General features: G+C 62.2%; 23 protein-coding genes and 1 tRNA gene. 15 read left to right on the top strand and 9 right to left on the bottom strand.

From position 1 onward, the window contains the following. Positions 1–10 precede the first annotated feature (10 nt). Positions 11–1,015, top strand: a complete 1,005-nt coding sequence (locus LB541_RS00660; protein WP_140520698.1) for a bifunctional helix-turn-helix transcriptional regulator/GNAT family N-acetyltransferase — start codon at positions 11–13, stop codon at positions 1,013–1,015. A 36-nt stretch (positions 1,016–1,051) separates the two neighbouring features. Here LB541_RS00660 and LB541_RS00655 read toward each other — a convergent pair whose 3' ends face one another. The 4 genes from LB541_RS00655 to LB541_RS00640 all read right to left on the bottom strand — a co-directional run bounded on the left by LB541_RS00655 (position 1,052) and on the right by LB541_RS00640 (position 4,079). Further along, positions 1,052–2,164, bottom strand: a complete 1,113-nt coding sequence (locus tag LB541_RS00655) for a pyridoxal phosphate-dependent aminotransferase (RefSeq protein WP_224617597.1) — start codon at positions 2,162–2,164, stop codon at positions 1,052–1,054. Positions 2,165–2,377: 213 nt separating this feature from the next. Further along, the gene (locus LB541_RS00650; RefSeq protein WP_140520696.1) at positions 2,378–3,526 is read right to left on the bottom strand and encodes a porin; all 1,149 of its coding nucleotides are present in this window, start codon (positions 3,524–3,526) and stop codon (positions 2,378–2,380) included. Between the two features lie 123 nt (positions 3,527–3,649). Next, complete coding sequence (locus LB541_RS00645) at positions 3,650–3,892, bottom strand: GIY-YIG nuclease family protein (protein WP_140646347.1); 243 nt, start codon at positions 3,890–3,892, stop codon at positions 3,650–3,652. 96 nt (positions 3,893–3,988) lie between these two features. Further along, positions 3,989–4,079 (bottom strand) — tRNA-Ser (locus LB541_RS00640). Between the two features lie 470 nt (positions 4,080–4,549). On the opposite strand from LB541_RS00640, the gene LB541_RS00635 reads away from it, so the two are divergent. Both LB541_RS00635 and LB541_RS00630 read left to right on the top strand, forming a co-directional pair. Continuing rightward, positions 4,550–5,692, top strand: coding sequence for a porin (locus LB541_RS00635; RefSeq protein ID WP_140646349.1), 1,143 nt, complete (start codon positions 4,550–4,552; stop codon positions 5,690–5,692). A gap of 241 nt (positions 5,693–5,933) precedes the next feature. Then, on the top strand, positions 5,934–7,001 hold the full coding sequence (locus LB541_RS00630; protein ID WP_140559454.1) for a tyrosine-type recombinase/integrase: 1,068 nt from the start codon (positions 5,934–5,936) through the stop codon (positions 6,999–7,001). Positions 7,002–7,135: 134 nt separating this feature from the next. Here the strand turns inward: LB541_RS00630 and LB541_RS00625 are convergent, their stop codons facing one another. Both LB541_RS00625 and LB541_RS00620 read right to left on the bottom strand, forming a co-directional pair. Then, on the bottom strand, positions 7,136–8,032 hold the full coding sequence (locus LB541_RS00625) for an alpha/beta fold hydrolase (protein ID WP_140649148.1): 897 nt from the start codon (positions 8,030–8,032) through the stop codon (positions 7,136–7,138). A 176-nt stretch (positions 8,033–8,208) separates the two neighbouring features. Next, entirely contained in the window at positions 8,209–10,254 is a 2,046-nt protein-coding gene (locus LB541_RS00620; protein WP_224617596.1) for a lytic transglycosylase domain-containing protein, read from the bottom strand. 303 nt (positions 10,255–10,557) lie between these two features. Here LB541_RS00620 and dapA point away from each other — a divergent pair, with 303 nt between their 5' ends. The 3 genes from dapA to LB541_RS00605 all read left to right on the top strand — a co-directional run bounded on the left by dapA (position 10,558) and on the right by LB541_RS00605 (position 12,738). Beyond that, the gene (dapA, locus tag LB541_RS00615) at positions 10,558–11,439 is read left to right on the top strand and encodes a 4-hydroxy-tetrahydrodipicolinate synthase (RefSeq protein ID WP_140494617.1); all 882 of its coding nucleotides are present in this window, start codon (positions 10,558–10,560) and stop codon (positions 11,437–11,439) included. 25 nt (positions 11,440–11,464) lie between these two features. Then, positions 11,465–11,944, top strand: a complete 480-nt coding sequence (gene smpB, locus LB541_RS00610) for an SsrA-binding protein SmpB (RefSeq protein WP_140494616.1) — start codon at positions 11,465–11,467, stop codon at positions 11,942–11,944. A gap of 83 nt (positions 11,945–12,027) precedes the next feature. Then, the gene (locus LB541_RS00605) at positions 12,028–12,738 is read left to right on the top strand and encodes a GH25 family lysozyme (RefSeq protein WP_140520692.1); all 711 of its coding nucleotides are present in this window, start codon (positions 12,028–12,030) and stop codon (positions 12,736–12,738) included. A 13-nt stretch (positions 12,739–12,751) separates the two neighbouring features. Here the strand turns inward: LB541_RS00605 and LB541_RS00600 are convergent, their stop codons facing one another. Together LB541_RS00600 and LB541_RS00595 are read right to left on the bottom strand one after the other, a co-directional pair. After that, complete coding sequence (locus LB541_RS00600) at positions 12,752–13,429, bottom strand: uracil-DNA glycosylase (RefSeq protein ID WP_411969764.1); 678 nt, start codon at positions 13,427–13,429, stop codon at positions 12,752–12,754. Beyond that, positions 13,426–14,007: an NYN domain-containing protein gene (locus LB541_RS00595; RefSeq protein ID WP_140494612.1), complete on the bottom strand. Its 582-nt coding sequence runs from the start codon at positions 14,005–14,007 to the stop codon at positions 13,426–13,428. Before LB541_RS00595 ends, LB541_RS00600 begins: the two co-directional genes overlap by 4 nt. A gap of 333 nt (positions 14,008–14,340) precedes the next feature. On the opposite strand from LB541_RS00595, the gene rpoZ reads away from it, so the two are divergent. The 4 genes from rpoZ to LB541_RS00575 all read left to right on the top strand — a co-directional run bounded on the left by rpoZ (position 14,341) and on the right by LB541_RS00575 (position 18,097). Then, entirely contained in the window at positions 14,341–14,742 is a 402-nt protein-coding gene (gene rpoZ, locus LB541_RS00590) for a DNA-directed RNA polymerase subunit omega (protein ID WP_140494610.1), read from the top strand. A gap of 128 nt (positions 14,743–14,870) precedes the next feature. After that, on the top strand, positions 14,871–17,099 hold the full coding sequence (locus tag LB541_RS00585) for a RelA/SpoT family protein (RefSeq protein ID WP_140565002.1): 2,229 nt from the start codon (positions 14,871–14,873) through the stop codon (positions 17,097–17,099). A 28-nt stretch (positions 17,100–17,127) separates the two neighbouring features. After that, positions 17,128–17,706, top strand: coding sequence for an orotate phosphoribosyltransferase (pyrE, locus tag LB541_RS00580; RefSeq protein ID WP_140517801.1), 579 nt, complete (start codon positions 17,128–17,130; stop codon positions 17,704–17,706). A gap of 10 nt (positions 17,707–17,716) precedes the next feature. Beyond that, positions 17,717–18,097, top strand: coding sequence for a VOC family protein (locus tag LB541_RS00575; RefSeq protein WP_140666271.1), 381 nt, complete (start codon positions 17,717–17,719; stop codon positions 18,095–18,097). 6 nt (positions 18,098–18,103) lie between these two features. On the opposite strand, the gene LB541_RS00570 is transcribed toward LB541_RS00575, so the two are convergent. After that, positions 18,104–18,277, bottom strand: coding sequence for a hypothetical protein (locus LB541_RS00570; protein WP_224617592.1), 174 nt, complete (start codon positions 18,275–18,277; stop codon positions 18,104–18,106). A gap of 209 nt (positions 18,278–18,486) precedes the next feature. Here LB541_RS00570 and LB541_RS00565 point away from each other — a divergent pair, with 209 nt between their 5' ends. The 5 genes from LB541_RS00565 (at position 18,487) to era (ending at position 21,982) form a co-directional block, all read left to right on the top strand. Next, a complete protein-coding gene (locus LB541_RS00565) occupies positions 18,487–19,086 on the top strand; it encodes a DUF2062 domain-containing protein (protein ID WP_224617589.1) in 600 nt (199 codons plus the stop codon). Continuing rightward, positions 19,083–19,496 carry a holo-ACP synthase gene (gene acpS, locus LB541_RS00560; protein ID WP_140494597.1) on the top strand — a complete coding sequence of 138 codons (414 nt, stop codon included), beginning with the start codon at positions 19,083–19,085 and terminating at the stop codon, positions 19,494–19,496. Before LB541_RS00565 ends, acpS begins: the two co-directional genes overlap by 4 nt. Before the next feature lie 77 nt (positions 19,497–19,573). Beyond that, positions 19,574–20,323 (top strand): signal peptidase I, encoded by a 750-nt coding sequence (lepB, locus tag LB541_RS00555; RefSeq protein WP_140517805.1) that lies wholly within the window; start codon positions 19,574–19,576, stop codon positions 20,321–20,323. A gap of 4 nt (positions 20,324–20,327) precedes the next feature. Then, the gene (rnc, locus tag LB541_RS00550) at positions 20,328–21,053 is read left to right on the top strand and encodes a ribonuclease III (RefSeq protein WP_140494593.1); all 726 of its coding nucleotides are present in this window, start codon (positions 20,328–20,330) and stop codon (positions 21,051–21,053) included. Further along, positions 21,050–21,982: a GTPase Era gene (gene era, locus LB541_RS00545; RefSeq protein WP_140494591.1), complete on the top strand. Its 933-nt coding sequence runs from the start codon at positions 21,050–21,052 to the stop codon at positions 21,980–21,982. Before rnc ends, era begins: the two co-directional genes overlap by 4 nt. Positions 21,983–21,985: the final 3 nt, after the last annotated feature.

Genomic DNA, 21,985 nt, shown 5'->3' with positions numbered 1-21,985 from the left:
CTGAACGCAGATGCTGGACCAACGCAGTGCTTTGGTGGCCGATATCAGGCACTTCAACCGTTTCTACACCCGCACTGTCGGCCTTCTCGACGAGACCTTGACGCAGAGCCCGTTCACGCTCACCGAGGCGCGCGTCCTGTTCGAGCTTGGTCATCGGGATCGCCCGGCGGCGGCGGAAATCGCCGGCGAGCGAGGCTTCCTTTCGGAGACATTCGACATCGATGTCGGCCCGGCCGCCTCCGACATCGCCAGGCAACTGCGTCTCGACGCGGCCTATCTGACGCGGATCCTGCGAAAATTCGCCGGCGAAGGCCTGACCGAGACCCGGACCGATCCGGTCGACCGGCGAAGGCGTATCCTGTCGCTGACGGCAAGGGGGCGGGACGCCCTTGCCGGTCTGCAGGCCGCGGCGGACCGCGACACTTCCCGGCTTATCGAGAACCTGCCCGACCACCGCTTGGCCGAACTCGGCGACGCCTTGCGCAAGGCAGCGGAGCTGCTGGGCGATCCGGCGGCTGAAGGCCAGGCGGCGCCCCCCGTCGTGACGTTGCGTCCGCATCGCGTCGGCGACATTGGCTGGGTGGTTCAGCGTCAGGCCCAGCTCTATGCCGAGGAATATGGCTGGAGCATCGAGTTCGAAGCCTTGGTTGCCGAAATCGGAGCCGACTTCATCCGCAATTTCAAGCCAGGGCGCGATTTCTGCTGGATCGCCGAACGCGCCGGCCTCCCGCTTGGCGCGGTGTTTCTGGTTCACCAGGACGACGAGGTCGCGAAACTGCGGCTGCTGCATGTCGAGGCTGCGGCGCGCGGGTTGGGCATCGGCAAGCGCCTGGTTGCGGAATGCGTGAACCAGGCGCGCGCCTGCGGCTACATCAAGCTCGTTCTGTGGACGAATGACATTCTGGTCGCCGCCCGCGCGATTTATGAGCGCGCCGGGTTCAGACTGGTTTCACAGGAGCGCCATCACAGTTTCGGCAAGGAACTCACCGGCCAGAACTGGGAGCTCGATCTCTAACCGGCCGGCAAGTGTCGCCGCGATGGCAACGCTCGTTTAGTTTCCACGGGCGGCGGCCAGTGCGCCGGGCAGTTCCTCGGCAAAAATGTCAAGCTCGTGGTCCAGTCCGACGCTGACGCGGATGCAACGATCGAGCCCCGGCGCCATCGGCTTGCGGATGAAGACGTCGCGCGACAACAGGCCTTGCAGGATCTTCAGCGCGAAAGCGCCGTCGCGGCCGCAATCGATGGTAACGAAATTGGTCGCCGACGGCAGCGGCGTCAGCCCGTTCTGTTCGGCTATCTGCGCGATGCGCCGGCGCCCTGCCGCCACCCGCGCCACCACTGAATCCAGATAATCCTGGTCGGCGAGCGCCTCGACGCCCGCCACCTGCGCCATGCGGCTGACGCCGTAGTGGTTGCGGATCTTCTCGAAATCGCTGATCACCTGGGCCTCGGCGACCGCATAGCCGCAGCGTATGCCGGCAAGCCCGTAAGCTTTCGAAAAGGTGCGCATGCGGATGACGTTCGGCCGCGAGACGTCGATGGGCGGCAGTGCGGAGGCCGGCCCCAATTCTCCATAGGCTTCATCGAGCACGAGCATGGTGGTTTCCGGCAGCGCTTCGATGAAGCGCGTCAGCTCGGCCGCTTCCCACCAGCTCCCCATGGGGTTGTCCGGATTGGACAGATAGACCAGCGGCGCTTTCTCTCTGGCGGCCGCAGCCAGCAGCCCTTCCAAATCCTCGTGGTCGTTCGCATAGGGCACCGTGACAAGCCGTCCGCCGACACCGGCAATGTGGAAGTTGAAGGTGGGATAGGCGCCGAGCGAGGTGACCACCGCATCGCCAGGCGCCACATACATGCGCGCCACCAGGCCAAGCAGGCCATCGATGCCTTCGCCGACCACGACGTTCTCGACCTTCAGATTATGATGCGCTGCCGCGGCCACTTTCAGGTCGTGATTGTCGGGATCGCAATACATCCACATGTCGCGCGCGATCTCGGCCATCCGGGCGATGACGCGCGGCGACGGCCCGAAGCTGCTCTCATTGGCGCCGATGCGGGCGCGGAATGCACGCCCGCGGTCGCGCTCCTGCGCTTCGGGGCCGACAAACGGCACGGTCGACGGAAGCGCTGCAACGAGCGGCATAAGGGGAGGGCGCAGACGCATGGCAAAAGCTCGCGTGAGGGAAGGGGCTTCTTGCTAGCGCGGTCAGTAGGCGGGTGCAAGTTGCGCGCAATGAGCAATCGTTGCCGCCCGCCTGATCCAAACACCTGATGCATCCCAGAGCAATCATCGTCCGCTGCGGAATCGCGCAGTCGAAACCCCCAATGAAAAACCCGGCGGTTGCCCGCCGGGTTTCGATATTCGAAGCGATAGCTGTTAGAACGAGCGCTGGAAGCGGAGCATACCGCCGACGCTGTTCTTCTTATCGGCAGGCGTAAACGATGGGTTGACGAAGCCAGCATCGTCAAACCGGCCGGCATGGAGGTAGTCGACTTCGGCCGTGACGGTGAAGCCGGGAACGACGTCATAAGCAACGTTCGCCGCAACGCCGACGTTCTTCCAGTCGTCAGCAGACACCTGAAGGTTGAACGAGGTCTTCTCGTTGAACTTGTAGGTGCCGCCGCCCCAGACTGCCCAGTTGCCGCCCCACGCCTTGTAGAAGCCGCGACCATGGGCTTCGACAAAATTGCCGGCATCGTCGTTGAGGTTGTCATCGGTGCCGTAGCCGCCCATGATGAACAGCGACAGTGCGTCGCTGACATTGACGTCCAAGCGAACCTTGCCGGCAACTTCCTCGTAATTGCTGTCATAAGCGACGACGCCGGTGATGGCGCCCCAGCCCTGCGTGTACTTCACGCCGCCGACGACATGCGGAACATAGCTGTCGATCGTGTCGGTACCGGTGCCTTCTTCGAGCGAGACCACGGCCGAGAAGCCGTTGCCGGCATCGAAGTAGTACTGGACGACGTTGGTGTCGAAGTCACCATAAGGAACCAGCGTATCCTGGATGACGTTGCCGGCGTAGCCGACGAACGTATCGAAGGCCGATTCGTCCTTACCGACGCGCAGGCCACCGAGCTGGATCCAGGCGAAGTTCAGCGAGACGTCCCGGTTGTGGGCGGCGTTGATCGGCTCGTCGAAGGCATTGTCGTCGCCGAAGTTGAAGCGGGTCTCGGTATAGGTTTTCAACGTGCCGAGCTCGGTTTCCTGGCCGGTCCAGGTCTTCAGCGTGAAGCGCGTGTTCTTGTAGTAGGTGTTGTGGTCGTCGCCATCCTGGTGATCGGCAGCCTTCGCACCGTCGAACGAGCCGGTGTCGCCCACGCCGATGTCGTAACGGACATAGCCGCCGACGCGCAGGCAGGTCTCGGTGCCGGGGATGTAGAAGTAGCCAGCGCCGTAGACGTCGCAAATCTTGACGTATTCAGCGGGCTCCGGCTCGGCGACGACGACGGCGTCGGCGGCGCGCGCACCGGAAACTGCGATCAGGGCCGCAGCGGAGCCGAGAAGAAGGCTCTTGATGTTCATTTTCTGACCTCCAGTCAGAATCGAACGAAACAACCGTTTTGGTGGTGCGTGTTTTTGCAGCAAACAATTGGTATTGCTGCGTTTTTCCGGGAATCCCTGGATTTTTCACAAAGGAAGGGGCATTCACCACAGACGTTTGCTGGCGAAGGCGTGCCCGGAACCGGATTTGAGATAACGCTCAAATGAAGTCGCCTTGGCTTGATTCGAGAACGCCACATAGCTGACGATCTGCCATGGCAGGAACTTGGATGTATGACTGGATTTTCCGTCATTGTGCTCGGCAAGCCGTCGCTTCAGGTCGGACGTGATGCCGACATAACGCTCACCGTCGGCAGTCTTACTTTCCAGCAGGTATACATACCACACGACCGGCCCTCCTTTGCCAAGGCTTCGGAGGGCATCCTGCTTCGACCTGAGGTCTGGTCTGGGCTTGTCCTGCGAAGCTCGAAGAGCGAAGCAGGATGGCGGAGAGGATGGGATTCGAACCCACGAGAAGCTTTTGACCTCTACTCCCTTAGCAGGGGAGCGCCTTCGACCACTCGGCCACCTCTCCGTTGCGCCGCTGGATAAAGAAAAGCGCCGGCACAATCAACAAGCCCCAGCCAATATCTCGGAAAAAGAAGCCATTATACGGAAAAATAAGAACGCACCGGCCTGCGGCCTTCCGCGATGCGGCGGTTCTGCGGCGATTCCCTGGCTGGCGGCTCAAGGCCTCGCCATGATTCCGTCAGCCGATCGCCGGATTCGCCCGTAAACAAGGGGCTGGGGCGGGCCGAAGGTTAATGAGAGCTTTCTGAGTGAGGCCAAATCGTGTCATTTGTGCAACAACGATGGGGGATAGCAGCCGCACAGCCCTTTCGCCGGTACGATCGTGGTTGAACCCCGTCTGCTCATGGGTAATGTCGATTTCGAAGGAGCGGCGCGGTGCGCATCTTTTTCGGTAGTGGGGATGGGGCAGGGAACGCTGTCCTTCAGCAAAGAATACCCAGACCCGTTTTTTAACTTTTGACTGGAGGTCAGAAAATGAACATCAAGAGCCTTCTTCTCGGCTCCGCTGCGGCCCTGATCGCAGTTTCCGGTGCGCGCGCCGCCGACGCAGTCGTCGTCGCCGAGCCGGAGCCCGCTGAATACGTCAAGATTTGCGACGTCTACGGCGCTGGCTACTTCTACATCCCCGGCACCGAGACCTGCCTGCGCATCGGCGGCTACATCCGTTATGACATCGGCGGCGGCGACGTCGGTTCGTTCAATGGTTCGAAGACTGCGGACCACCAGGACGGCTCGGTAAATGACACCTGGCACAAAAATGCCCGCTTCACGCTGAAGACCTGGACCGGCCAGGAAACCGAACTCGGCACCTTGAAGACCTACACCGAGACCCGCTTCAACTTCGGCAACGACAACGCCATCGAGTTCGCCAACACCGCCCACAACAAGGACGTCTCGCTGAACTTCGCCTGGATCCAGCTCGGTGGTCTCCGCGTTGGTAAGGACGAATCGGCCTTCGATACGTTCGTCGGCTACGCCGGCAACGTGATCCAGGATACGCTGGTTCCTTATGGTGACTTCGACACCAACGTCGTTCAGTACTACTTCGACGCCGGCAACGGCTTCTCGGCCGTGGTCTCGCTCGAAGAAGGCGCGGGCGTTGTCGGCACGATCGACAGCTACGTTCCGCATGTCGTCGGCGGTCTGAAGTGGACGCAGGGCTGGGGCGCCATCAGCGGTGTCGTCGCTTATGACAGCAACTACGAAGAAGTTGCCGGCAAGGTTCGCTTGGACGTGAACGTCAACGACGCACTGTCGCTGTGGGTCATGGGCGGCTACGGCACCGATGACAACCTCAACGACGACGCGGGCAATGTTATCGACGCTCATGGTCGCGGTTTCTACAAGCAGTGGGGCGGCAACTGGGCTGTCTGGGGCGGCGGTACCTACAAGTTCAACGAGAAGACCTCGTTCAACGCGCAGGTGTCGTATGACGATTGGAAGAACCTGGGCATCGCGGCGAACATCGCCTACGACGTCGTCCCGGGCTTCACGGTCACGGCCGAAGTCGACTACCTCAATGCAGGCAGGTTCGACGACGCCGACTTCTCCAACTGGACCGGCGCCGACAAGAAGAGCAGCATCGGCGGTATCCTCCGCTTCCAGCGCTCGTTCTAAGGGCTGGTTCCATACAGGTGAAATCCAGCCCGGGCGCATCAACGCCCGGGCTGTTTTTGTTTCGTGACTGGATCAAGGCAAACAGAAGGAACAGGGGGTAACGGTAGCTGAATAGAGTCCGTGGGATGGTTTCGTGGGATCCGCTGATGGCGGATGAAATCACAACTGCGTGATTCAAATCTCTTGAAAGGACGCTCCCAAGCGGATAGGGCTGAATCTATCCCACTCGGGGGTGTGGCAAATGATGACGACCGAAGCGATTCAAGAGGGCGAGCCCTCCGATCATTTTTCGATGTTTTCTTCTCAGAACTCAAAGTTTAACTACACCTACAATAGGATACGAGAAGTAAAATCGCATAGGGTTGGAGATCTTTTTTCAGCATATCGAGATATATTGTGGGATGATGGGCGACATAAATACAATGTCAGCTCGTTCATCGGCGAGATAGACGAGATTCTGCTCGGGGAGCGTTTCAGCGCCTTTGACCAGAGTACCCTGGACAACCTTATCGGCACCTTGCGCCAGCGCGGCAACAGCAACGCAACCATCAATCGGAAGATGGCTGCCCTCAGCAAACTGCTGCGCAAGGCCTACAAGATGGGAGATATCCACAGCCTGCCCGAGTTCCGCCGCCAGAAGGAGCGGTCGGGACGGATTCGTTTCCTTGAAAGGGACGAGGAGGCCAGGCTGTTTGCTGCCATCAGGAGCCGCAGCGAGGATGCCTACCGGCTTTCCGTCTTCCTGGTCGACACTGGCTGCCGCCTTGGCGAGGCGCTCGGGCTGATCTGGAACGACATCCAGGAGCATCGCGTCTCCTTCTGGATCACCAAGTCCGGCCGAAGCCGCACCATTCCGATGACCGAGCGTGTCAAGGAAGTGATCAAGCTGCCTCCCGGCGAAGGCCGTCGGCCGAAAGGCCCGTTCACCACATTCAGCCAGGCTCAATACCGTGCCATCTGGAACGATGCGAAGGCCGAAGTCGGTCTGGCCGCCGACGACCAGGTGGTGCCGCACATTCTGCGCCATACCTGCGCCTCGCGTCTTGTCCAGGGCGGTATCGACATCAGGCGCGTGCAGATGTGGCTCGGCCACCAGACCCTGTCGATGACGATGCGCTATGCGCATCTGGCCACCAATGACCTCGACGGCTGCGTCACCGTGCTGGAAGTACCCCGGTCTGGCGGCGCCGACAGCGTGAAGGCAGCGCCCGAACCGTCCCCGCGCGCTGCCGCGCGCGGTGCGGCAGACCAGCCGGCAGCCGTGAAGACCACGGCTAAGGCAATGAAGAAGGCCTCAAAGTCCCGATAAGTTCACGCTTTGAAGACGCTGTGGACAACCAATTCCGTGGATCCCCCGATCTGCGGGTTATTTCAGGCATGCTATTCCGGCTTCGGAACCTACCTTGGTCGCCCTGCTGTCGTTTGCCTCGCCGGCAACGGTTTTTAAAGGCGAGTCGGCAGCCGCTCGGCTCTGTCGAGGAAAGCGGCGATGTCGCCAGGCAAGGTTCCGGTTTCGAGAAAAGGGGCGTGACCCTGGCCTTCGACGGTGATCGTCTGCATTGCCGGATGGCGCTCCCGCATCTGCCGCTGTGTGCCCACCGACAGCAAACTCGAATTGGCGCCGCGTATGGCGAGCATGGGAAGGGCCGACAGGGCGTCGAATTGCGGCCACAGCGCCGGCAGCGGCTGCGTCAGGTCGAGATTTCCAACCGTGTCGACCAGCTTCGGGTCGAAATCCGGCAGCAGGCCCTGATCCGTTTCGCGGTAGAGCGCCAGCACCATGCGCTCCCAGTCCGCATCGGCGAGCGCTGAAAAATCCCGGCCGTGAACGCGGCGCTGGGCTGCCACTGCTTCGGCGAAGGTCTTCGGCTTCGGTTTGCGTTCGAGATACGACTGGATATGGGCAAGGCCGGCCGGCTCGATCACCGGTCCGATATCGTTCAGCACGATCGCTTTCAATATGGCCGGCCGCAGCGCACCCAGGACGTGAATGACCAGGCCGCCGCGCGAGGTGCCGACGAAGGCGGCTTCCTCGATTCCCAATGCCGCCAGTCCGGCAAGAATGTCGCCGGCTTCGACGCCGACATTATAACGGCTGACATCGGGATCATAATCGGACTGCCCGCGGCCGCGATAGTCAAAGGCGACGACCTTGCGCGGGCTTCCCGCTTTGCCGGCCAAATAGAGCGCGAGTTCGTGGAAGTCGCGTGCATTGCGGGTGAGCCCGGGCAGACAGACGACTGGCCAATGTCGCGAATTTGCGTCGCCATAGATCCGGGCATGGAGCTTCAGCCCATCGGGTCCCGCGTAGAAGAAATCGGAGAAACCTTCGCTCGCCATTGGAATGCTGCCCTTGCTCTCGCCGGATGGTCCGTCTGCTACAGGCGAGGGAAGGGATGGTCAAATGGGGCAGTTACTTCTCCTCTTGCGGGCCGAAGGTGGCTAGGCCCTTCACTCAGCCAAGGCGGGCGGATCCGCGCGAGGCCAACTCCTCTCGTAGGGAGGAATGAAAGCCGTCAACTCCGCCCGTTCACAAGATCTCCCACAATGTCATACTTGCCGGAAATGCGCATCTTGTACACCTCGTAGTTCTCCATCACGCGCTGCACATAACTCCTTGTTTCCGTGTAAGGAATCCGCTCGATCCAGTCAACGACGGCGTCGATGTCCTTGCCGCGCGGATCGCCGTATTTCGCCACCCATTGGGCAGCGCGGCTGGGGCCGGCATTGTAGCCGGCGAAGGTCAGCACATAGGAGCCGTTGAAGCGGTCGAGCTGCTGGCCGAGGAAGGCCGAGCCCAGCGTCGCATTGTAGCCGGCGTCGGTGGTCAGGCGTGCCTGCGAGAATTGCAGCCCGGCCTTCTTCGCCAGTTGCTTGGCGGTTGCCGGCATCAGCTGCAGCAGCCCGCGCGCGCCGGCGCTCGATATGGCGCCGATGTTGAATTCGCTTTCCTGGCGGGCGATGGCATAGGCCAGCGCCTTGCCCGAACCGGAAATATCGGCGCTATCGGGGATGACCCCCAAAGGATGCGACAGCGCGCCGACGTCGATGCCACGCGCGCCGGCGATCTTGCCGATCTTGAGCGACATGAAGTGGTTGCCCTGCTTTTCCGCCAGCACGGCCAGCAGCGCCAGTTCGCCCGGGCTGGTCAACTGTCCTGCAAGGTCACGATAGAGCGTCTCGGCATAGCGGTCGTAGCCCGCCTCCTGCAACCGCTTGATGGCGGCGACGGCTTCGCGGCCGACGAAACTCTGGCGATCGGCGGCGCTCGGCGTGGGATAGGCGATGTTCAGCGCCGGGCGACCAATGCGCTCGGCGGCGAGCTGGCCGTAGAATGTCGTGCCGTAGGCCGCCGCGCGCGCAAAATAGTCCTTTGCGTTACCCGGGCCACCAACTTCGGCGGCGCGGCCGAGCCAGTAATAGGCGCGCGACAATGTCATCGGCCCCTGCGCAAGGTCGGCGATGCGCGCGAAATGTGTTGCGGCAAGCCTGGGATCGTTCAGACCGCGCAGCGCGTACCAGCCGGCATGGAATTCGGCTTCGGCGGCGTTCGCTGTGCTTTCGGCCGCATGCATGGCGACGATCCTGTAGGCGGCTTTCATGTCACCCTTGTCGACCAGCTCGCGCGACAGTACCCGGCGCTCCACCCACCAGGCATCCGGGTCGACCAGCGCTTCGCGATCCGTCGGCGCCTTCATCACGATGGCGGCGGCGTCGGCAATATTGTCTTGCTTGCGCAGATATTCGGCTTGCGCGAAGAAATAGCCGGCAGAACGCTGTGAAGCCGGCACCGCCTTGAGCAGCTTGGGGGTGTTCTTGTCGCCCTTGTCGGCCGCCGCCCAGGCGGTGGCCAGTTGCTCCGCTTGCGCCGGGCCGGCGACGCGCTGCGCCGCGCCGACCCGGTCGGCGTAGAACATGCGCTCCATACGGAATCGGTGATCGGCGGCCGGGATCAGCCCGCCGAACTCCTTGATCAGCGCTGTCTCGTCCTTGGCCTCCAGGATCGCGGTGCGCCAGAACGGCACCAGCACCGAACGCGCCGCCTCTGCCTTGCCCAGCGCCATATAGGCGCGGGCAAGAAGCATCACGCCTTCGAATGTCTGCGGCTGGCTGCCGTCGAACGCCTGCACAACGATGTCGGGGGCGGGGTTCTCGCGATAGAGTGCGCGTTCGCTGTTCTTGCGCAGCGCGGTTGTCCCCGGCCAGTTGGGCAACATCTTCGCTGCGGCCGCGATGTCGCCGCTCGGCACCTTGTCGCCGCCATAAAGCGCGATTGCCCAGGCAAGGATGTGCTGGTCGAGCGAACGGGCGGGAAGGGCATCGCGCGCGGCGCGGGCACCGGGAATGTCGCCCGCCGCCAGTGCGTCCAGACCGCTCTTCAACTGCACGACGCTGTCAGAGAGGGCCGTATCGCGTGGACCCGCATCTTGCGAGCCTTGCATGCCGGGTATCGGGATGGCCGATGTCAACTGCACGTCGACGCTGCCGCCGATCGCCATCTCCGGCATCAGCGCGACGACCGCGCCCAGGAGCGCGAAAAGATGAGGCCGCCTAGTCGGCATCGTTCAGCCTTTACACATCACCAGCAGGCGCGAAAGCTTCGCGACCCGGACCAGACCGTAAGCTTAGGTCATGAAGGGCCAGTTAACAAAAGGTTATCGAGGCCGTTCGAATTGCCTTTGCTGGCAGCATGGCAATGCTTGCCGCGCAACCATGTCGAGACTATGGTGCGCCGCCTCGCTTTCGGTTAGAAGGCGCGACATTAAGACCAGAGACGAAAACACCCATGCATATCGCCCAGAAGTGGCTACCGGTTTTGGGATAACGATATGCGTGAACAAGAAGTCCCAAGGAGTTGGACGAACATGCTGAGAGGCTCGCTGACCGCGCTCGTGACACCGTTCGAAAAGAGCGGGCGTTTCGACGAGAAAGCCTTTCGCGCCTTTGTCGACTGGCAACTTGCGGAGGGCACGACAGGCCTTGTTCCCGTTGGCACCACCGGCGAGTCGCCGACGCTGTCGCATGACGAGCATCGTCAGGTGGTCAAGGTCTGCATCGAGGCGGCCAGGGGCCGCGCTCCGGTCGTCGCCGGCGCTGGCTCCAACAACACCGCGGAAGCGATCGGCCTGGTCCAATATGCCGAACAGGCAGGCGCCGATGCTGCACTTGTCGTCACTCCCTACTACAACAAGCCGACGCAGCGCGGGCTCTATGAGCACTTCGCCGCCGTCGCCAGGGCAACCAAGCTGCCGATCATCATCTACAACATCCCGCCGCGGTCGGTCATCGACATGATGCCGGAGACGATGGGCCGGCTGGCGCACGACTTCAAGAATATCGTCGGCGTCAAGGACGCGACCGGCAAGGTCGAACGGGTTTCCGAGCAGCGTATGACCTGCGGCAAGGATTTCATCCAGCTTTCCGGCGAAGATGCATCCGCGCTCGGCTTCAACGCGCATGGCGGTGTCGGCTGTATCTCGGTGACGGCCAACGTCGCGCCGCGGCTTTGTGCCGAATTCCAGGAGGCGACGCTGTCCGGCGACAGCGCCAAGGCGCTGGAATTGCAGGATCGCTTGCTGCCGCTGCACAAGGCGATCTTTATCGAACCCGGCGTGTCCGGCGCCAAATATGCGCTTTCAAAGCTCGGCAAGGTCGAGAACGTGCTGCGCTCGCCGCTGGTCACGGTCGAACAATCGACGGCCGAAAAGATCGACGCGGCGATGAAGCACGCCGGCTTGATAAATTAGGGATGAGGCGCCACCTCTCCGCATTATGAATCAAGTCAGAAAAGCCGATCCCAACAACAAGACCGTTGCGGAAAACCGCAAGGCGCGGTTTTCCTATGAGGTGCTCGACACGATCGAGGCCGGCCTGGTGCTGACCGGCACCGAGGTCAAGTCGCTGCGCCAGGGCCAGGCCAACATCCAGGACAGCTATGCCTCGGTCGAGGGCGGCGAGATCTGGCTGATCAACTCCTATCTACCGGAATATCTGCAGGCCAACCGCTTCAACCACGAGCCGCGCCGGCGCCGCAAACTGCTGCTCAACAAGCGCGAGATGGCCAGGCTGTCGCAGAGCGTCGACCGCGAAGGCATGACCCTGGTGCCGCTGAAGATCTATTTCAACGACCAGGGCCGGGCCAAGCTGCTGCTCGCCGTAGGTCGCGGCAAGAAGCTGCACGACAAGCGCGAGACGGAAAAGCAGCGCGACTGGTCGCGTGAGAAGGGCAGGCTCTTGAAAGAGCGCGGGTGACAGCCATCAGGCGGTAGCCAAGCGGATAAGTGTTTGGCTTTCAGGGTTCTAGCCAAGGAGCCAGAATACCGGAGGGGACAGTCTTGAAGAACCGGATCATCCTCTGGGGATCGGTCAGCCTGGTTTTTGCAATGCTCATGGTCGCTGGCGGCTTCTTCTATTTCCATGCGTTTTCTCCGGATCGCGGCAAATATCCTGTCAGGGGCATCGACGTTTCGCATCATCAGGGCCGGATCGACTGGCGACGCGTTGCCGCCGCCGATATCGCCTTTGCGGTCATCAAGGCGACCGAGGGCGGCGATCATGTCGACGATGCCTTTGCTACCAATCTGCGCGAGGCTCGTGCTGCCGGGCTCGCTGTCGGCGCCTATCACTTTTTCACCTTCTGCCGGCCGGGCGCCGACCAGGCGAAGAATTTCATCGCCGTGGTGCCGCACGACCAGCCTTTGCTGCCGCCGGTTGTCGACATCGAGTTCGGCGGCAATTGCCCGCAGCGTCCTTCGCCCGAACAACTCGACACCGAACTCCAGGCCTTCCTCGGTCCCGTTGAAGCCGCCTTTGGCAAGAAAGCCATCATCTATCTGACCGACGATGCAGCAACGGCCTATGCAGGACAGATCGCCGCCCGTCCGCTTTGGCTTCGCTCACTGCTGCTCGAGCCGGGTCGCGACGATTGGGTCTACTGGCAGTACCACAACAGGGGCCGCGTCGAGGGCATCGTCGGTGACGTCGACCTGAACGTCCTGCAAGGAGGTCAGGAGAAACTGTCCGCATTGTTCGCGCCGGCGTTGTAAGCCAATCCAGACCCTACGAATCCAGGAACGCCGCAATTTCCCTGAAAACGCTGACGAACATCCCTTCGGTCAGCACGCCGGTGTTGGTGTTGTAGCGCGAGCAGTGATAGCTGGAAAACAGCGTAATGCCATCGGCCTCCTGCCGCCCGCCATGCTTGAAGGGATAGGCGGCGACGCGCTGGCCCAGTGCCCGCACGGTCGACTGGTGCGCGATCGAACCAAGTGTCAGCACGGCCCGCAAATTGGGAAACCGTGCGATCGTCGGCACAAGGAAAGTCCGGCAGGTGGCGATCTCGGCGCCCACAGGCTTGTTCTCGGGAGGCACGCAGCGGACGGCGTTGGTGATTGCCGTTCCAACGAGCTCCAACCCATCGTCAGGCCGTGCCTTGAACTCGCCGCGCGCCAAGCCGTGCGCGATCAACGTGCCGTAGAGCAGGTCGCCGGCATAGTCGCCCGTGAAAGGCCGGCCCGTGCGGTTCGCTCCGCGCAGGCCGGGCGCAAGCCCGACGATCAGCAGCCGGACCGAATCGTCGCCTTCGGGCGGCAGGAAGGTCGGAACCGGCGCGTTGAACCACGATGGCTCGCGTTGCCGCCACTCGGCAATGAAACCGTGCAGCCGCGGACAGAGCGGGCAATCGCGATCGGGTTCCGGGGAGGCGGCCAGATGTGCGGCCAACGCAGCCGCCCTCAGTACTCGTCCTCTTCCGTCTCGGCCGGTTCGGGTCGGCGCACCGGCCTTTCGGAGGGATCGCGGCCCACCTCGTTCTTCAACGTCATCAGGTCGATGAAATGGTCGGCCTGGCGACGCAGATCGTCGGAGATCATCGGCGGCTGCGAGGCCATGGTCGAGACGATCGACACCTTGCGCCCGCGCCGCTGCAGCGCCTCGACCAGCGTGCGGAAATCGCCGTCCCCGGAGAAGATGACATAGTGGTCGACGACATCGGCCAGTTCCAGCGCATCGACGGTCAATTCGATGTCCATGTTGCCCTTGATCTTGCGGCGGCCGGTCGAGTCGGTGAATTCCTTGGCCGGCTTGGTGACGACCTTGAAGCCGTTATAGTCGAGCCAGTCGATCAGCGGCCGGATCGAGGAATATTCCTGATCCTCGACCAGGGCGGTGTAATAGTAGGCGCGCAGCAGGTAACCGCGTTTCTGGAAGCTCGACAGGAGCTTGCGATAATCGATGTCGAAACCGAGCGCGCGCGACGTGGCGTAGAGATTGGCGCCGTCGATGAACAGGGCGATCTTTTCACGGGGGTCGAACATGGAAAAATTCCTTTTCGAAATAAGCGGCCATCAAAACGAAATGCGACTATCAGTAGGGTTCGCAATAAACCGGCTGACCTTACGCTTTTCGAAATAACGCCAGTTTTGTGGCAATCCAAGGGTTCGTTGCCGCACTGCAAGCAATTGTGATCGCCGGCTTGGTACCGGGCGCACCGGAGCTCGACCGAAACCGGTTTCGGGGGAAATCCGACAAAGCAATGACAGATCGTCCGTTCTCCGGCCCCGGCATTCCATAATGCTTGTATTTCCGCGGCGTTCGGGTTATTGACCGCGCCTGTTTTCCATTAAATCCAGGCATGAAAGGGGCAATCCATGGCCCGCGTAACCGTTGAAGATTGCATCGACAAGGTCGACAACCGCTTCGAACTGGTGCTTCTGGCCGGCCACCGTGCTCGTCAGATCAGCCAGGGCGCGCAGATCACCGTCCCGCGCGACAATGACAAGAACCCGGTCATCGCACTGCGCGAGATCGCCGATGAGACATTGTCGCCGGACGACCTCAAGGAAGACCTGATCCATTCGCTGCAGAAGCATGTCGAGGTCGACGAGCCCGAAGCCGATGGCGAGGCGATCGCCGATCAGACCGGCGCCGCCGTCACGGCCGCCGATACCGATGATGCCGAGGACAACATCGCCTTCGATCGCATGACCGAGGAAGACCTGCTGGCCGGCATCGAAGGCCTGGTGCCGCCGGAAAAGAGCGACGACTACTAAGACTGCTTTGCGGAGGCGCCTGGAACAATCTTCCGGCACTTCCGTCCCGGCAGTTTCGTGGCTATCTATGACATGCGCCGTGCAGCAGTGCGGCGCATGATTCATTTCATCGCCGAGAGATTCCGCCCATGATGCGTCAGTATGAGCTTGTCGAGCGCGTCCAGCGCTACAAGCCTGACGTCAACGAGGCGTTGCTCAACAAGGCCTATGTCTATGCCATGCAGAAGCATGGCCACCAGAAGCGCGCTTCCGGCGACCCCTATTTCTCGCATCCGCTCGAAGTCGCCGCCATCCTCACCGAAATGCACATGGACGAGGCGACGATCGCCGTCGCCCTGCTGCATGACACGATCGAGGACACCACGGCGACCAGGGCCGAGATCGACGAACTGTTCGGGCCCGAGATGGGCAAGCTGGTCGAGGGTCTGACCAAGTTGAAGAAGCTCGACCTCGTCTCCAAGAAGGCCGAGCAGGCCGAGAATTTGCGCAAGCTTCTGCTGGCGATCTCCGAAGATGTGCGCGTGCTTCTGGTCAAGCTCGCCGACCGCTTGCACAACATGCGCACCCTCGACCATGTGCCGGAAGCCAAGCGCCTGCGCATCGCCGAGGAGACGATGGATATCTATGCGCCGCTGGCCGGGCGCATGGGCATGCAGGGCATGCGCGAGGAACTGGAGGAGATCGCCTTCCGCTACATCAATCCGGAAGCCTATCGCGCCGTCACCGCCAGGCTCGCCGAGATTTTCGAGCGCAACAAGGGTGTGCTGTCGGAGATCGAGAAAGCGCTGTCGGCTCTGTTCGAGAAACACGCGATCAATGCAGGCGTCAAAAGCCGGCAGAAGAAGCCGTGGTCGGTGTTCCGCAAGATGGAGGCCAAGGCGCTCTCTTTCGAGCAATTGTCCGACATTTTCGGCTTTCGCGTTGTCGTCGACAATGTCGAGGACTGCTATCGCGCGCTTGGCGCCATCCACACCGCCTGGTCGATGGTGCCCGGCCGTTTCAAGGACTACATCTCGACGCCGAAGCAGAACGATTACCGTTCGATCCACACCACCATCGTCGGGCCGTCGCGCCAGCGCGTCGAGCTTCAGATCCGCACCCGCGAGATGAACAAGATCGCTGAATATGGCGTCGCCGCCCATTCCATCTACAAGGATACCGGCGGCAAGGCGAACGGCACGGCCCATTCGATCTCGAAGGAAACCAATGCCTATGCCTGGCTGAGGCGCACGATCGAACAGCTCGCCGAGGGCGACAATCCCGAGGATTTCCTCGAGAACACCAAGCTGGAACTGTTCCAGGACCAGGTGTTCTGCTTCACCCCCAAGGGCATGCTGATCGCGCTGCCGAAAGGTGCCACGCCGATCGACTTCGCCTATGCGGTTCACACCGATGTCGGCGACACCTGCGTCGGCGCCAAGGTCAACGGCCGCATCATGCCGCTGATGACGGAGCTGAAGAATGGCGACGAGGTGGAGATCATCCGCTCCAAGGCGCAGGTGCCGCCGGCCGCATGGGAATCCGTCGTCGTCACTGGCAAGGCGCGCGCCGCCATTCGCCGCGCCACCAAGAACGCCATCCGCAAGCAGTATTCGGGTCTCGGCGCGCGCATTCTCGAACGGGCTTTCGAGCGGGCCGGCAAGAATTTCACCAAGGAAAGCCTGAAGCCCGTCCTGCACCGGCTGGCGCGCAAGGACATCGAGGATGTGCTGGCATCCGTCGGCCGCGGCGAATTGGCGTCCACCGACGTCATGAAAGCCGTCTTCCCCGATTACAAGGACGAGCGCGTCACGCCGGCGGCGCCCAAGCAGCGCGAGGAAGGCTGGTCGAAGATTCGCAACGCCGCCGGCATGCTGTTCCAGATCCCGGGCCGTGCCGCGCGCAAGGACAAGGACCAGCCGCGCGACGGGGCGGTGCCGATCCGTGGCGTGCGCGGCGACCTGCCGGTGCGTTTCGCGCCGGAAGGGGCGGTGCCTGGCGACCGCATCGTCGGAATCGTACAGCCGGGCACCGGCATCACCATCTATCCGATCCAGTCGCCGGCGCTGCAGGCTTTCGACGACCAGCCCGAGCGCTGGATTGACGTGCGCTGGGACATCGACGAGCGCACCAAGGAACGCTTTCCCGCTCGTGTTTCCGTCACCGCCATCAATGCACCGGGATCGCTCGCCGACATCGCTCAGGTCGTTGCCTCGAACGATGCCAACATCCATACGCTGTCAATGGTGCGCACCGCGCCCGATTTCACCGAAATGCTGATCGATCTCGAAGTCTGGGATCTGAAGCATCTCAACCGGCTGCTGTCGCAGCTCAAGGACAATTCGAGCGTCAGCGATGCACGGCGTGTCAATGGCTAACTCGGCTGATCTACACGGGGATAGACGGATGAATACGGACGAAGTGCTAGATATTTTTCGCCAGGCTGGTGCTGTCCTGGAGGGGCATTTCATCCTGACGTCGGGTCTGCGCAGCCCGGTCTTCCTGCAGAAGGCGCGCGTGTTCATGCATGCCGATAAGACCGAGCGGCTGTGCAAGGCGCTGGCCGAAAAGATCCGCGCCGCCGTGCCGGGTAAAATCGACTATGTCGTCGGCCCGGCCATCGGCGGGCTGATCCCGGCCTACGAGACTTCGCGCCATCTTGGCGTGCCGGCGATCTGGGTCGAGCGGGAAGGGGGCGAGTTCCGGCTGCGCCGCTTCGAGATCGCGCGCGGCGCGCGTGTCGTCATTGTCGAGGACATCGTCACCACTGGATTGTCTATCCGCGAGACCATCGACTGCCTGCGCGAACTTGGCGCCGAGGTCACGGCGGCGGCCTGCATCATCGACCGCTCCGCCGGCAAGACCGATGTCGGCGTGCCGCTGATCGCCCTCGCCGAGTACGAGGTGCCGGCCTATCCGGCCGATCGGCTGCCGCCGGAACTCGCCGCCATACCGGCGATCAAGCCGGGCAGTCGCAATATCTGAGAGGGGCGGGATGATCATCAGTATCGATCATTTCGTGCTGACGGTGGCCTCACTCGAGGCGACCTGCGCCTTTTACCAGCGCGTTCTGGGCTTTAAGCGCATCGATACGCCGAGCCTGCCGACAGCCCTGGCTTTCGGCAACCAAAAGATCAATGTCCACGAGGTCGGCCGCACCTTCGAGCCGAAGGCGAAGTCGCCGACGCCCGGAGCCGGTGATTTCTGCCTGATCACCGATCGGCCGCTCGGCGAACTCCTCGCCAGTCTCGAAGCCGATCGTGTGGCGGTGGAACTTGGACCAGTAGAGCGGATCGGCGCACGCGGCCGCATGATGTCTGTCTATTTCCGCGATCCCGACGACAATCTGATCGAGGTCAGTGAATATCTGGAATAGCCGCCGTTAAATCCGCGCGAGATCGAGCAGCATTGCGCAGCGCCGGCTCACCGGCATGCCGTGCGCGATCCAGGCGAGGTCCGGTATGGAACGAAACGCCAGCCCGGCGGATTGCTCGATATCGGGCAACTCTTTCGCGTCGTCCTCTCGCGCTGGTCGAATGGTGGTCATGCCGGCCATCCTTCTCTTCTCCTCAGTTTCGCCTCAATGGCGATCTTGTTACCCCCTGCGGCAGACCATCGCGGCAGCGTTTCGTTGTTCCGAAGGCAGCCTGTCGCTATATCAAAGTCGTTGTTGCCTTCCTGCGCCCCGGAAGCGCAAGATAAGTTGCTGTGACCTGGCTTGGGTGGCAGGACGGCGGGTATTGGTAGATCAGGAATTGGAATAGAGTGCTTTTTCGACGCCGCGAGCCTGATGGCCTCTTGGAGCGGGTGCGTACCTATCTATGGCCGCGCCGGTCGTTTTCGCGCTCGCTGCAGTACTTCTCCAAGCGCATCCTGCGGCTGAAGGCCACGCCGCATGCGGTGGCGGCCGGCGTCGCCGCTGGCGTCTTTGCTTCGTTCTTTCCGGTGGGTTTCCATTTCGCCATTGCCGCGGTGCTGTGCTGGCTCATAGCCGGCAATCTGGTGGCGGCCGCACTTGGCGCCGTATTCTTCGGCAATCCACTGACGTTCCCGCTGCTGTGGGGCGCCTCCTGGGAGACCGGCAAGCTGATCCTGCACAGCCGCCTGCCGGCGCACGGCCCGCCAGCACATCTGGGCGAGATGCTGCACAACCTTTCCTTCGCGCAATTGTGGGCCCCGGTGCTGAAGCCGATGCTGATCGGTGCGATACCGCTTGGACTGGCCTTTGGGGTTCTGTTCTACGCCATCACGCGCTGGGGCATGAACGCCTTTCGCGAGCAGCGGCGCAAACGGCTGGCAGAGCGCGCGGCCCGCCATGAGCAATCGTCTCACCCAAGCGCAAGCATCGGTTCCACCGCGCGATGATCATCGGCATCGGCAGCGATCTGATCGATATCAGACGCATTGAAAAGTCCTTGGAGCGCCATGGCCAGCGCTTTATCCAGAGAATCTACACCGAGGTCGAGCAAGCCCGCTCCGAAAACCGTCGGGCGCGGGCGGCCTCCTACGCCAAGCGCTTCGCAGCCAAGGAGGCCTGCGCCAAGGCACTGGGCACCGGCCTGGCGCAGGGCGTGTTCTGGCGCGACATGGGTGTCGTCAATCTTCCGAGCGGCGCGCCCACCATGGCACTGACCGGTGGCGCCGAGGCGCGGCTGAACGCGATTCTGCCAAAGGGCCATCGGGCGATGATCCATCTCACCATCACGGATGATTTTCCGCTTGCTCAAGCCTTTGTGATCATCGAAGCGTTGCCCGTCGAACAAGCGCCACATTGATTGCATCTGACCACCGGCATGACGTTGCCCAGCGCGCGCCGAGACTCTATACCATCCAACGCACAATCGAGGACGACATGAGCGTGGCTGAAAAACCCCAGAAGAAATCCGGCGGGCTTGGCGAAACCGTCAGCGTCATCGTCCAGGCGCTCTTGCTTGCCTTGGTCATTCGCACGCTCTTGTTCCAACCCTTTTCGATCCCGTCGGGTTCGATGCGGCCGACGCTGCTCGAGGGCGACTATCTCTTCGTCACCAAATGGTCTTACGGCTATTCCCGTTATTCGCTGCCCTTCGGCCCGGACATCTTCTCGGGCCGCATCTGGGGCTCCGAGCCGAAGCGCGGCGACGTGGTGGTGTTCAAGTTCCCGCCGGACCCGTCCGTTGACTACATCAAACGTGTGGTGGGCCTGCCCGGCGACAAGATTCAGGTGAAGGACGGGCAGCTGTTCATCAACGGCGTCGGAGTCCCGCGCGTGAAGACCGGTCAGATCGACAATCCCGACATCACCGAAAAGGACTATCCGATCGACGTCTATCGCGAGACGCTGCCCAACGGCGTCAGCTACGACACGCTGGATCTGTCGCCGAACTCGATCGGCGACAACACGCGCGAGTTCGATGTTCCGCCCGGTCACTATTTCATGATGGGCGACAACAGGGACAACTCCGCCGACAGCCGATTCTCCGTCGGCTACGTTCCGGCCGAAAACCTGGTTGGCCGGGCCAACCTTGTTTTCTTCTCGATCGCCGGCAAGGCGAGCCCGCTCGAAATTTGGAAATGGCCGTCGCTTATGCGTGCTTCGCGCCTCTTCCACTTCGTTAATTAGGGTCATGGCGGCGACAAGACGGCTGACCGCCGACGCGCTCGCCGAAGCGCTGGTGGAACGCACGGGCCATGCCTTTGCCGACCGCCGGCGCCTGCAGCGTGCCTTGACCCATGCCAGCGCCCGCGGCGCCAATGCCGGCACCGACTATGAGCGCTTTGAGTTCCTGGGCGACCGGGTTCTCGGCCTGGTGGTGGCCGATATGCTGCTGGCCGCGTTTCCCGATGCGGCGGAAGGCGAATTGTCGCTGCGTTTCAACGCGCTGGTCAATGCCGAGGCGCTGTCGGAGATCGCCGAACATATTGGTCTGCCGGAGCTGATCCGCGCCGGATCCGACGTTCAAGGGCTCGAGGGACGCAAGCGCGTCAATCTGCGCGCCGACGCACTGGAATCGCTGATCGCCGTGCTCTACCTCGACGGAGGGCTGGAAGCGGCGCGCGCTTTCATCCACAAATATTGGCAGCCGCGCTCGCAGGCGTCGGGCGCCGGCCGACGCGACGCCAAGACCGAGTTGCAGGAATGGGCGCATCAGGCGGCAAGCGCCGTGCCCGTCTACCGCATCGATAGCCGCGAGGGGCCGGATCACGATCCGCTGTTCACCGTCAGTGTCATGGTTGGTGGGTTCCAGCCGGCTGTCGGCAGCGGCCGCTCCAAACGCGAGGCCGAGCAGGCCGCCGCCGCCGCCCTTCTGATTCGTGAAGGTGTCTGGATCGATCAGGGAGACGCGGCATGACAGCCACGGAAGACACGGTTCCGGCCGCGCCTGCGGCCGTTACGCATTCCGGCTTCGTAGCGCTGATCGGTGCGCCCAATGCCGGCAAGTCGACGCTGGTCAACCAGCTTGTCGGCGCCAAGGTGTCAATCGTCACCCACAAGGTGCAGACGACGCGTGCCATCGTCAGAGGCATCGCCACGCACGACAACGCGCAGATCGTCTTCGTCGATACGCCGGGCATCTTCAAGCCAAAGCGGCGTCTCGACACGGCAATGGTGACGACAGCCTGGGGCGGCGCCAAGGATGCCGATATCGTGCTGCTCCTGATCGATGCCGAGCGTGGCATTAGAGGTGATGCCGACGCCATTCTCGAACGCCTGAAGGATGTGCGCCAGCCGATGGCGCTGATCCTCAACAAGGTCGACCGCGTCAAGCCGGAGGCGTTGTTGGCTCTGGCGGCAGCAGCGAACGAAAGAGTGCCGTTCAAGCGCACCTTCATGGTTTCGGCGCTGACCGGCTCCGGCTGCAAGGACCTTCTCGATTACCTTGCCGAGGCGCTCCCGGTGGGGCCCTGGTATTATCCGGAAGACCAGATCTCCGATCTGCCGATGCGCCAGCTCGCCGCCGAGATCACTCGCGAGAAGCTCTATCTCAGGCTGCATCAGGAACTGCCCTATTCCTCGCACATCGAAACCGAGAAATGGGAAGAGAAGAAGGACGGCTCGGTGCGCATCGAGCAGGTCATCTATGTCGAACGCGACAGCCAGAAGAAGATCGTGCTCGGCCACAAGGGCGAGACCATCCGTGCCATCGGCCAGGCGGCGCGTATGGAAATCGCCGGCATCCTCGAGCAAAAGGTGCATCTGTTCCTGTTCGTCAAGGTGCGCGAGAACTGGGGCGACGATCCCGAACGCTACCGTGAGATGGGGCTCGAGTTTCCGCACTAGGAT

It is taken from the genome of Mesorhizobium sp. BR1-1-15 (assembly GCF_020165475.1).
In the GTDB taxonomy this organism is placed as follows: domain Bacteria; phylum Pseudomonadota; class Alphaproteobacteria; order Rhizobiales; family Rhizobiaceae; genus Mesorhizobium.
This window is presented reverse-complemented; position numbering and strand designations above follow the sequence as displayed.

What these genes read in the sequence shown, in the direction of transcription:
- LB541_RS00660 (WP_140520698.1), top strand. Translation starts at nt 11, where the DNA reads ATGCTGGACCAACGCAGTGCTTTGGTGGCCGATATCAGGCACTTCAAC.
- LB541_RS00655 (WP_224617597.1), bottom strand. Translation starts at nt 2,164, where the DNA reads ATGCGTCTGCGCCCTCCCCTTATGCCGCTCGTTGCAGCGCTTCCGTCG.
- LB541_RS00650 (WP_140520696.1), bottom strand. Translation starts at nt 3,526, where the DNA reads ATGAACATCAAGAGCCTTCTTCTCGGCTCCGCTGCGGCCCTGATCGCA.
- LB541_RS00635 (WP_140646349.1), top strand. Translation starts at nt 4,550, where the DNA reads ATGAACATCAAGAGCCTTCTTCTCGGCTCCGCTGCGGCCCTGATCGCA.
- LB541_RS00630 (WP_140559454.1), top strand. Translation starts at nt 5,934, where the DNA reads ATGATGACGACCGAAGCGATTCAAGAGGGCGAGCCCTCCGATCATTTT.
- LB541_RS00625 (WP_140649148.1), bottom strand. Translation starts at nt 8,032, where the DNA reads ATGGCGAGCGAAGGTTTCTCCGATTTCTTCTACGCGGGACCCGATGGG.
- LB541_RS00620 (WP_224617596.1), bottom strand. Translation starts at nt 10,254, where the DNA reads ATGCCGACTAGGCGGCCTCATCTTTTCGCGCTCCTGGGCGCGGTCGTC.
- dapA (WP_140494617.1), top strand. Translation starts at nt 10,558, where the DNA reads ATGCTGAGAGGCTCGCTGACCGCGCTCGTGACACCGTTCGAAAAGAGC.
- smpB (WP_140494616.1), top strand. Translation starts at nt 11,465, where the DNA reads ATGAATCAAGTCAGAAAAGCCGATCCCAACAACAAGACCGTTGCGGAA.
- LB541_RS00595 (WP_140494612.1), bottom strand. Translation starts at nt 14,007, where the DNA reads ATGTTCGACCCCCGTGAAAAGATCGCCCTGTTCATCGACGGCGCCAAT.
- rpoZ (WP_140494610.1), top strand. Translation starts at nt 14,341, where the DNA reads ATGGCCCGCGTAACCGTTGAAGATTGCATCGACAAGGTCGACAACCGC.
- LB541_RS00585 (WP_140565002.1), top strand. Translation starts at nt 14,871, where the DNA reads ATGATGCGTCAGTATGAGCTTGTCGAGCGCGTCCAGCGCTACAAGCCT.
- pyrE (WP_140517801.1), top strand. Translation starts at nt 17,128, where the DNA reads ATGAATACGGACGAAGTGCTAGATATTTTTCGCCAGGCTGGTGCTGTC.
- LB541_RS00575 (WP_140666271.1), top strand. Translation starts at nt 17,717, where the DNA reads ATGATCATCAGTATCGATCATTTCGTGCTGACGGTGGCCTCACTCGAG.
- LB541_RS00570 (WP_224617592.1), bottom strand. Translation starts at nt 18,277, where the DNA reads ATGGCCGGCATGACCACCATTCGACCAGCGCGAGAGGACGACGCGAAA.
- acpS (WP_140494597.1), top strand. Translation starts at nt 19,083, where the DNA reads ATGATCATCGGCATCGGCAGCGATCTGATCGATATCAGACGCATTGAA.
- lepB (WP_140517805.1), top strand. Translation starts at nt 19,574, where the DNA reads ATGAGCGTGGCTGAAAAACCCCAGAAGAAATCCGGCGGGCTTGGCGAA.
- rnc (WP_140494593.1), top strand. Translation starts at nt 20,328, where the DNA reads ATGGCGGCGACAAGACGGCTGACCGCCGACGCGCTCGCCGAAGCGCTG.
- era (WP_140494591.1), top strand. Translation starts at nt 21,050, where the DNA reads ATGACAGCCACGGAAGACACGGTTCCGGCCGCGCCTGCGGCCGTTACG.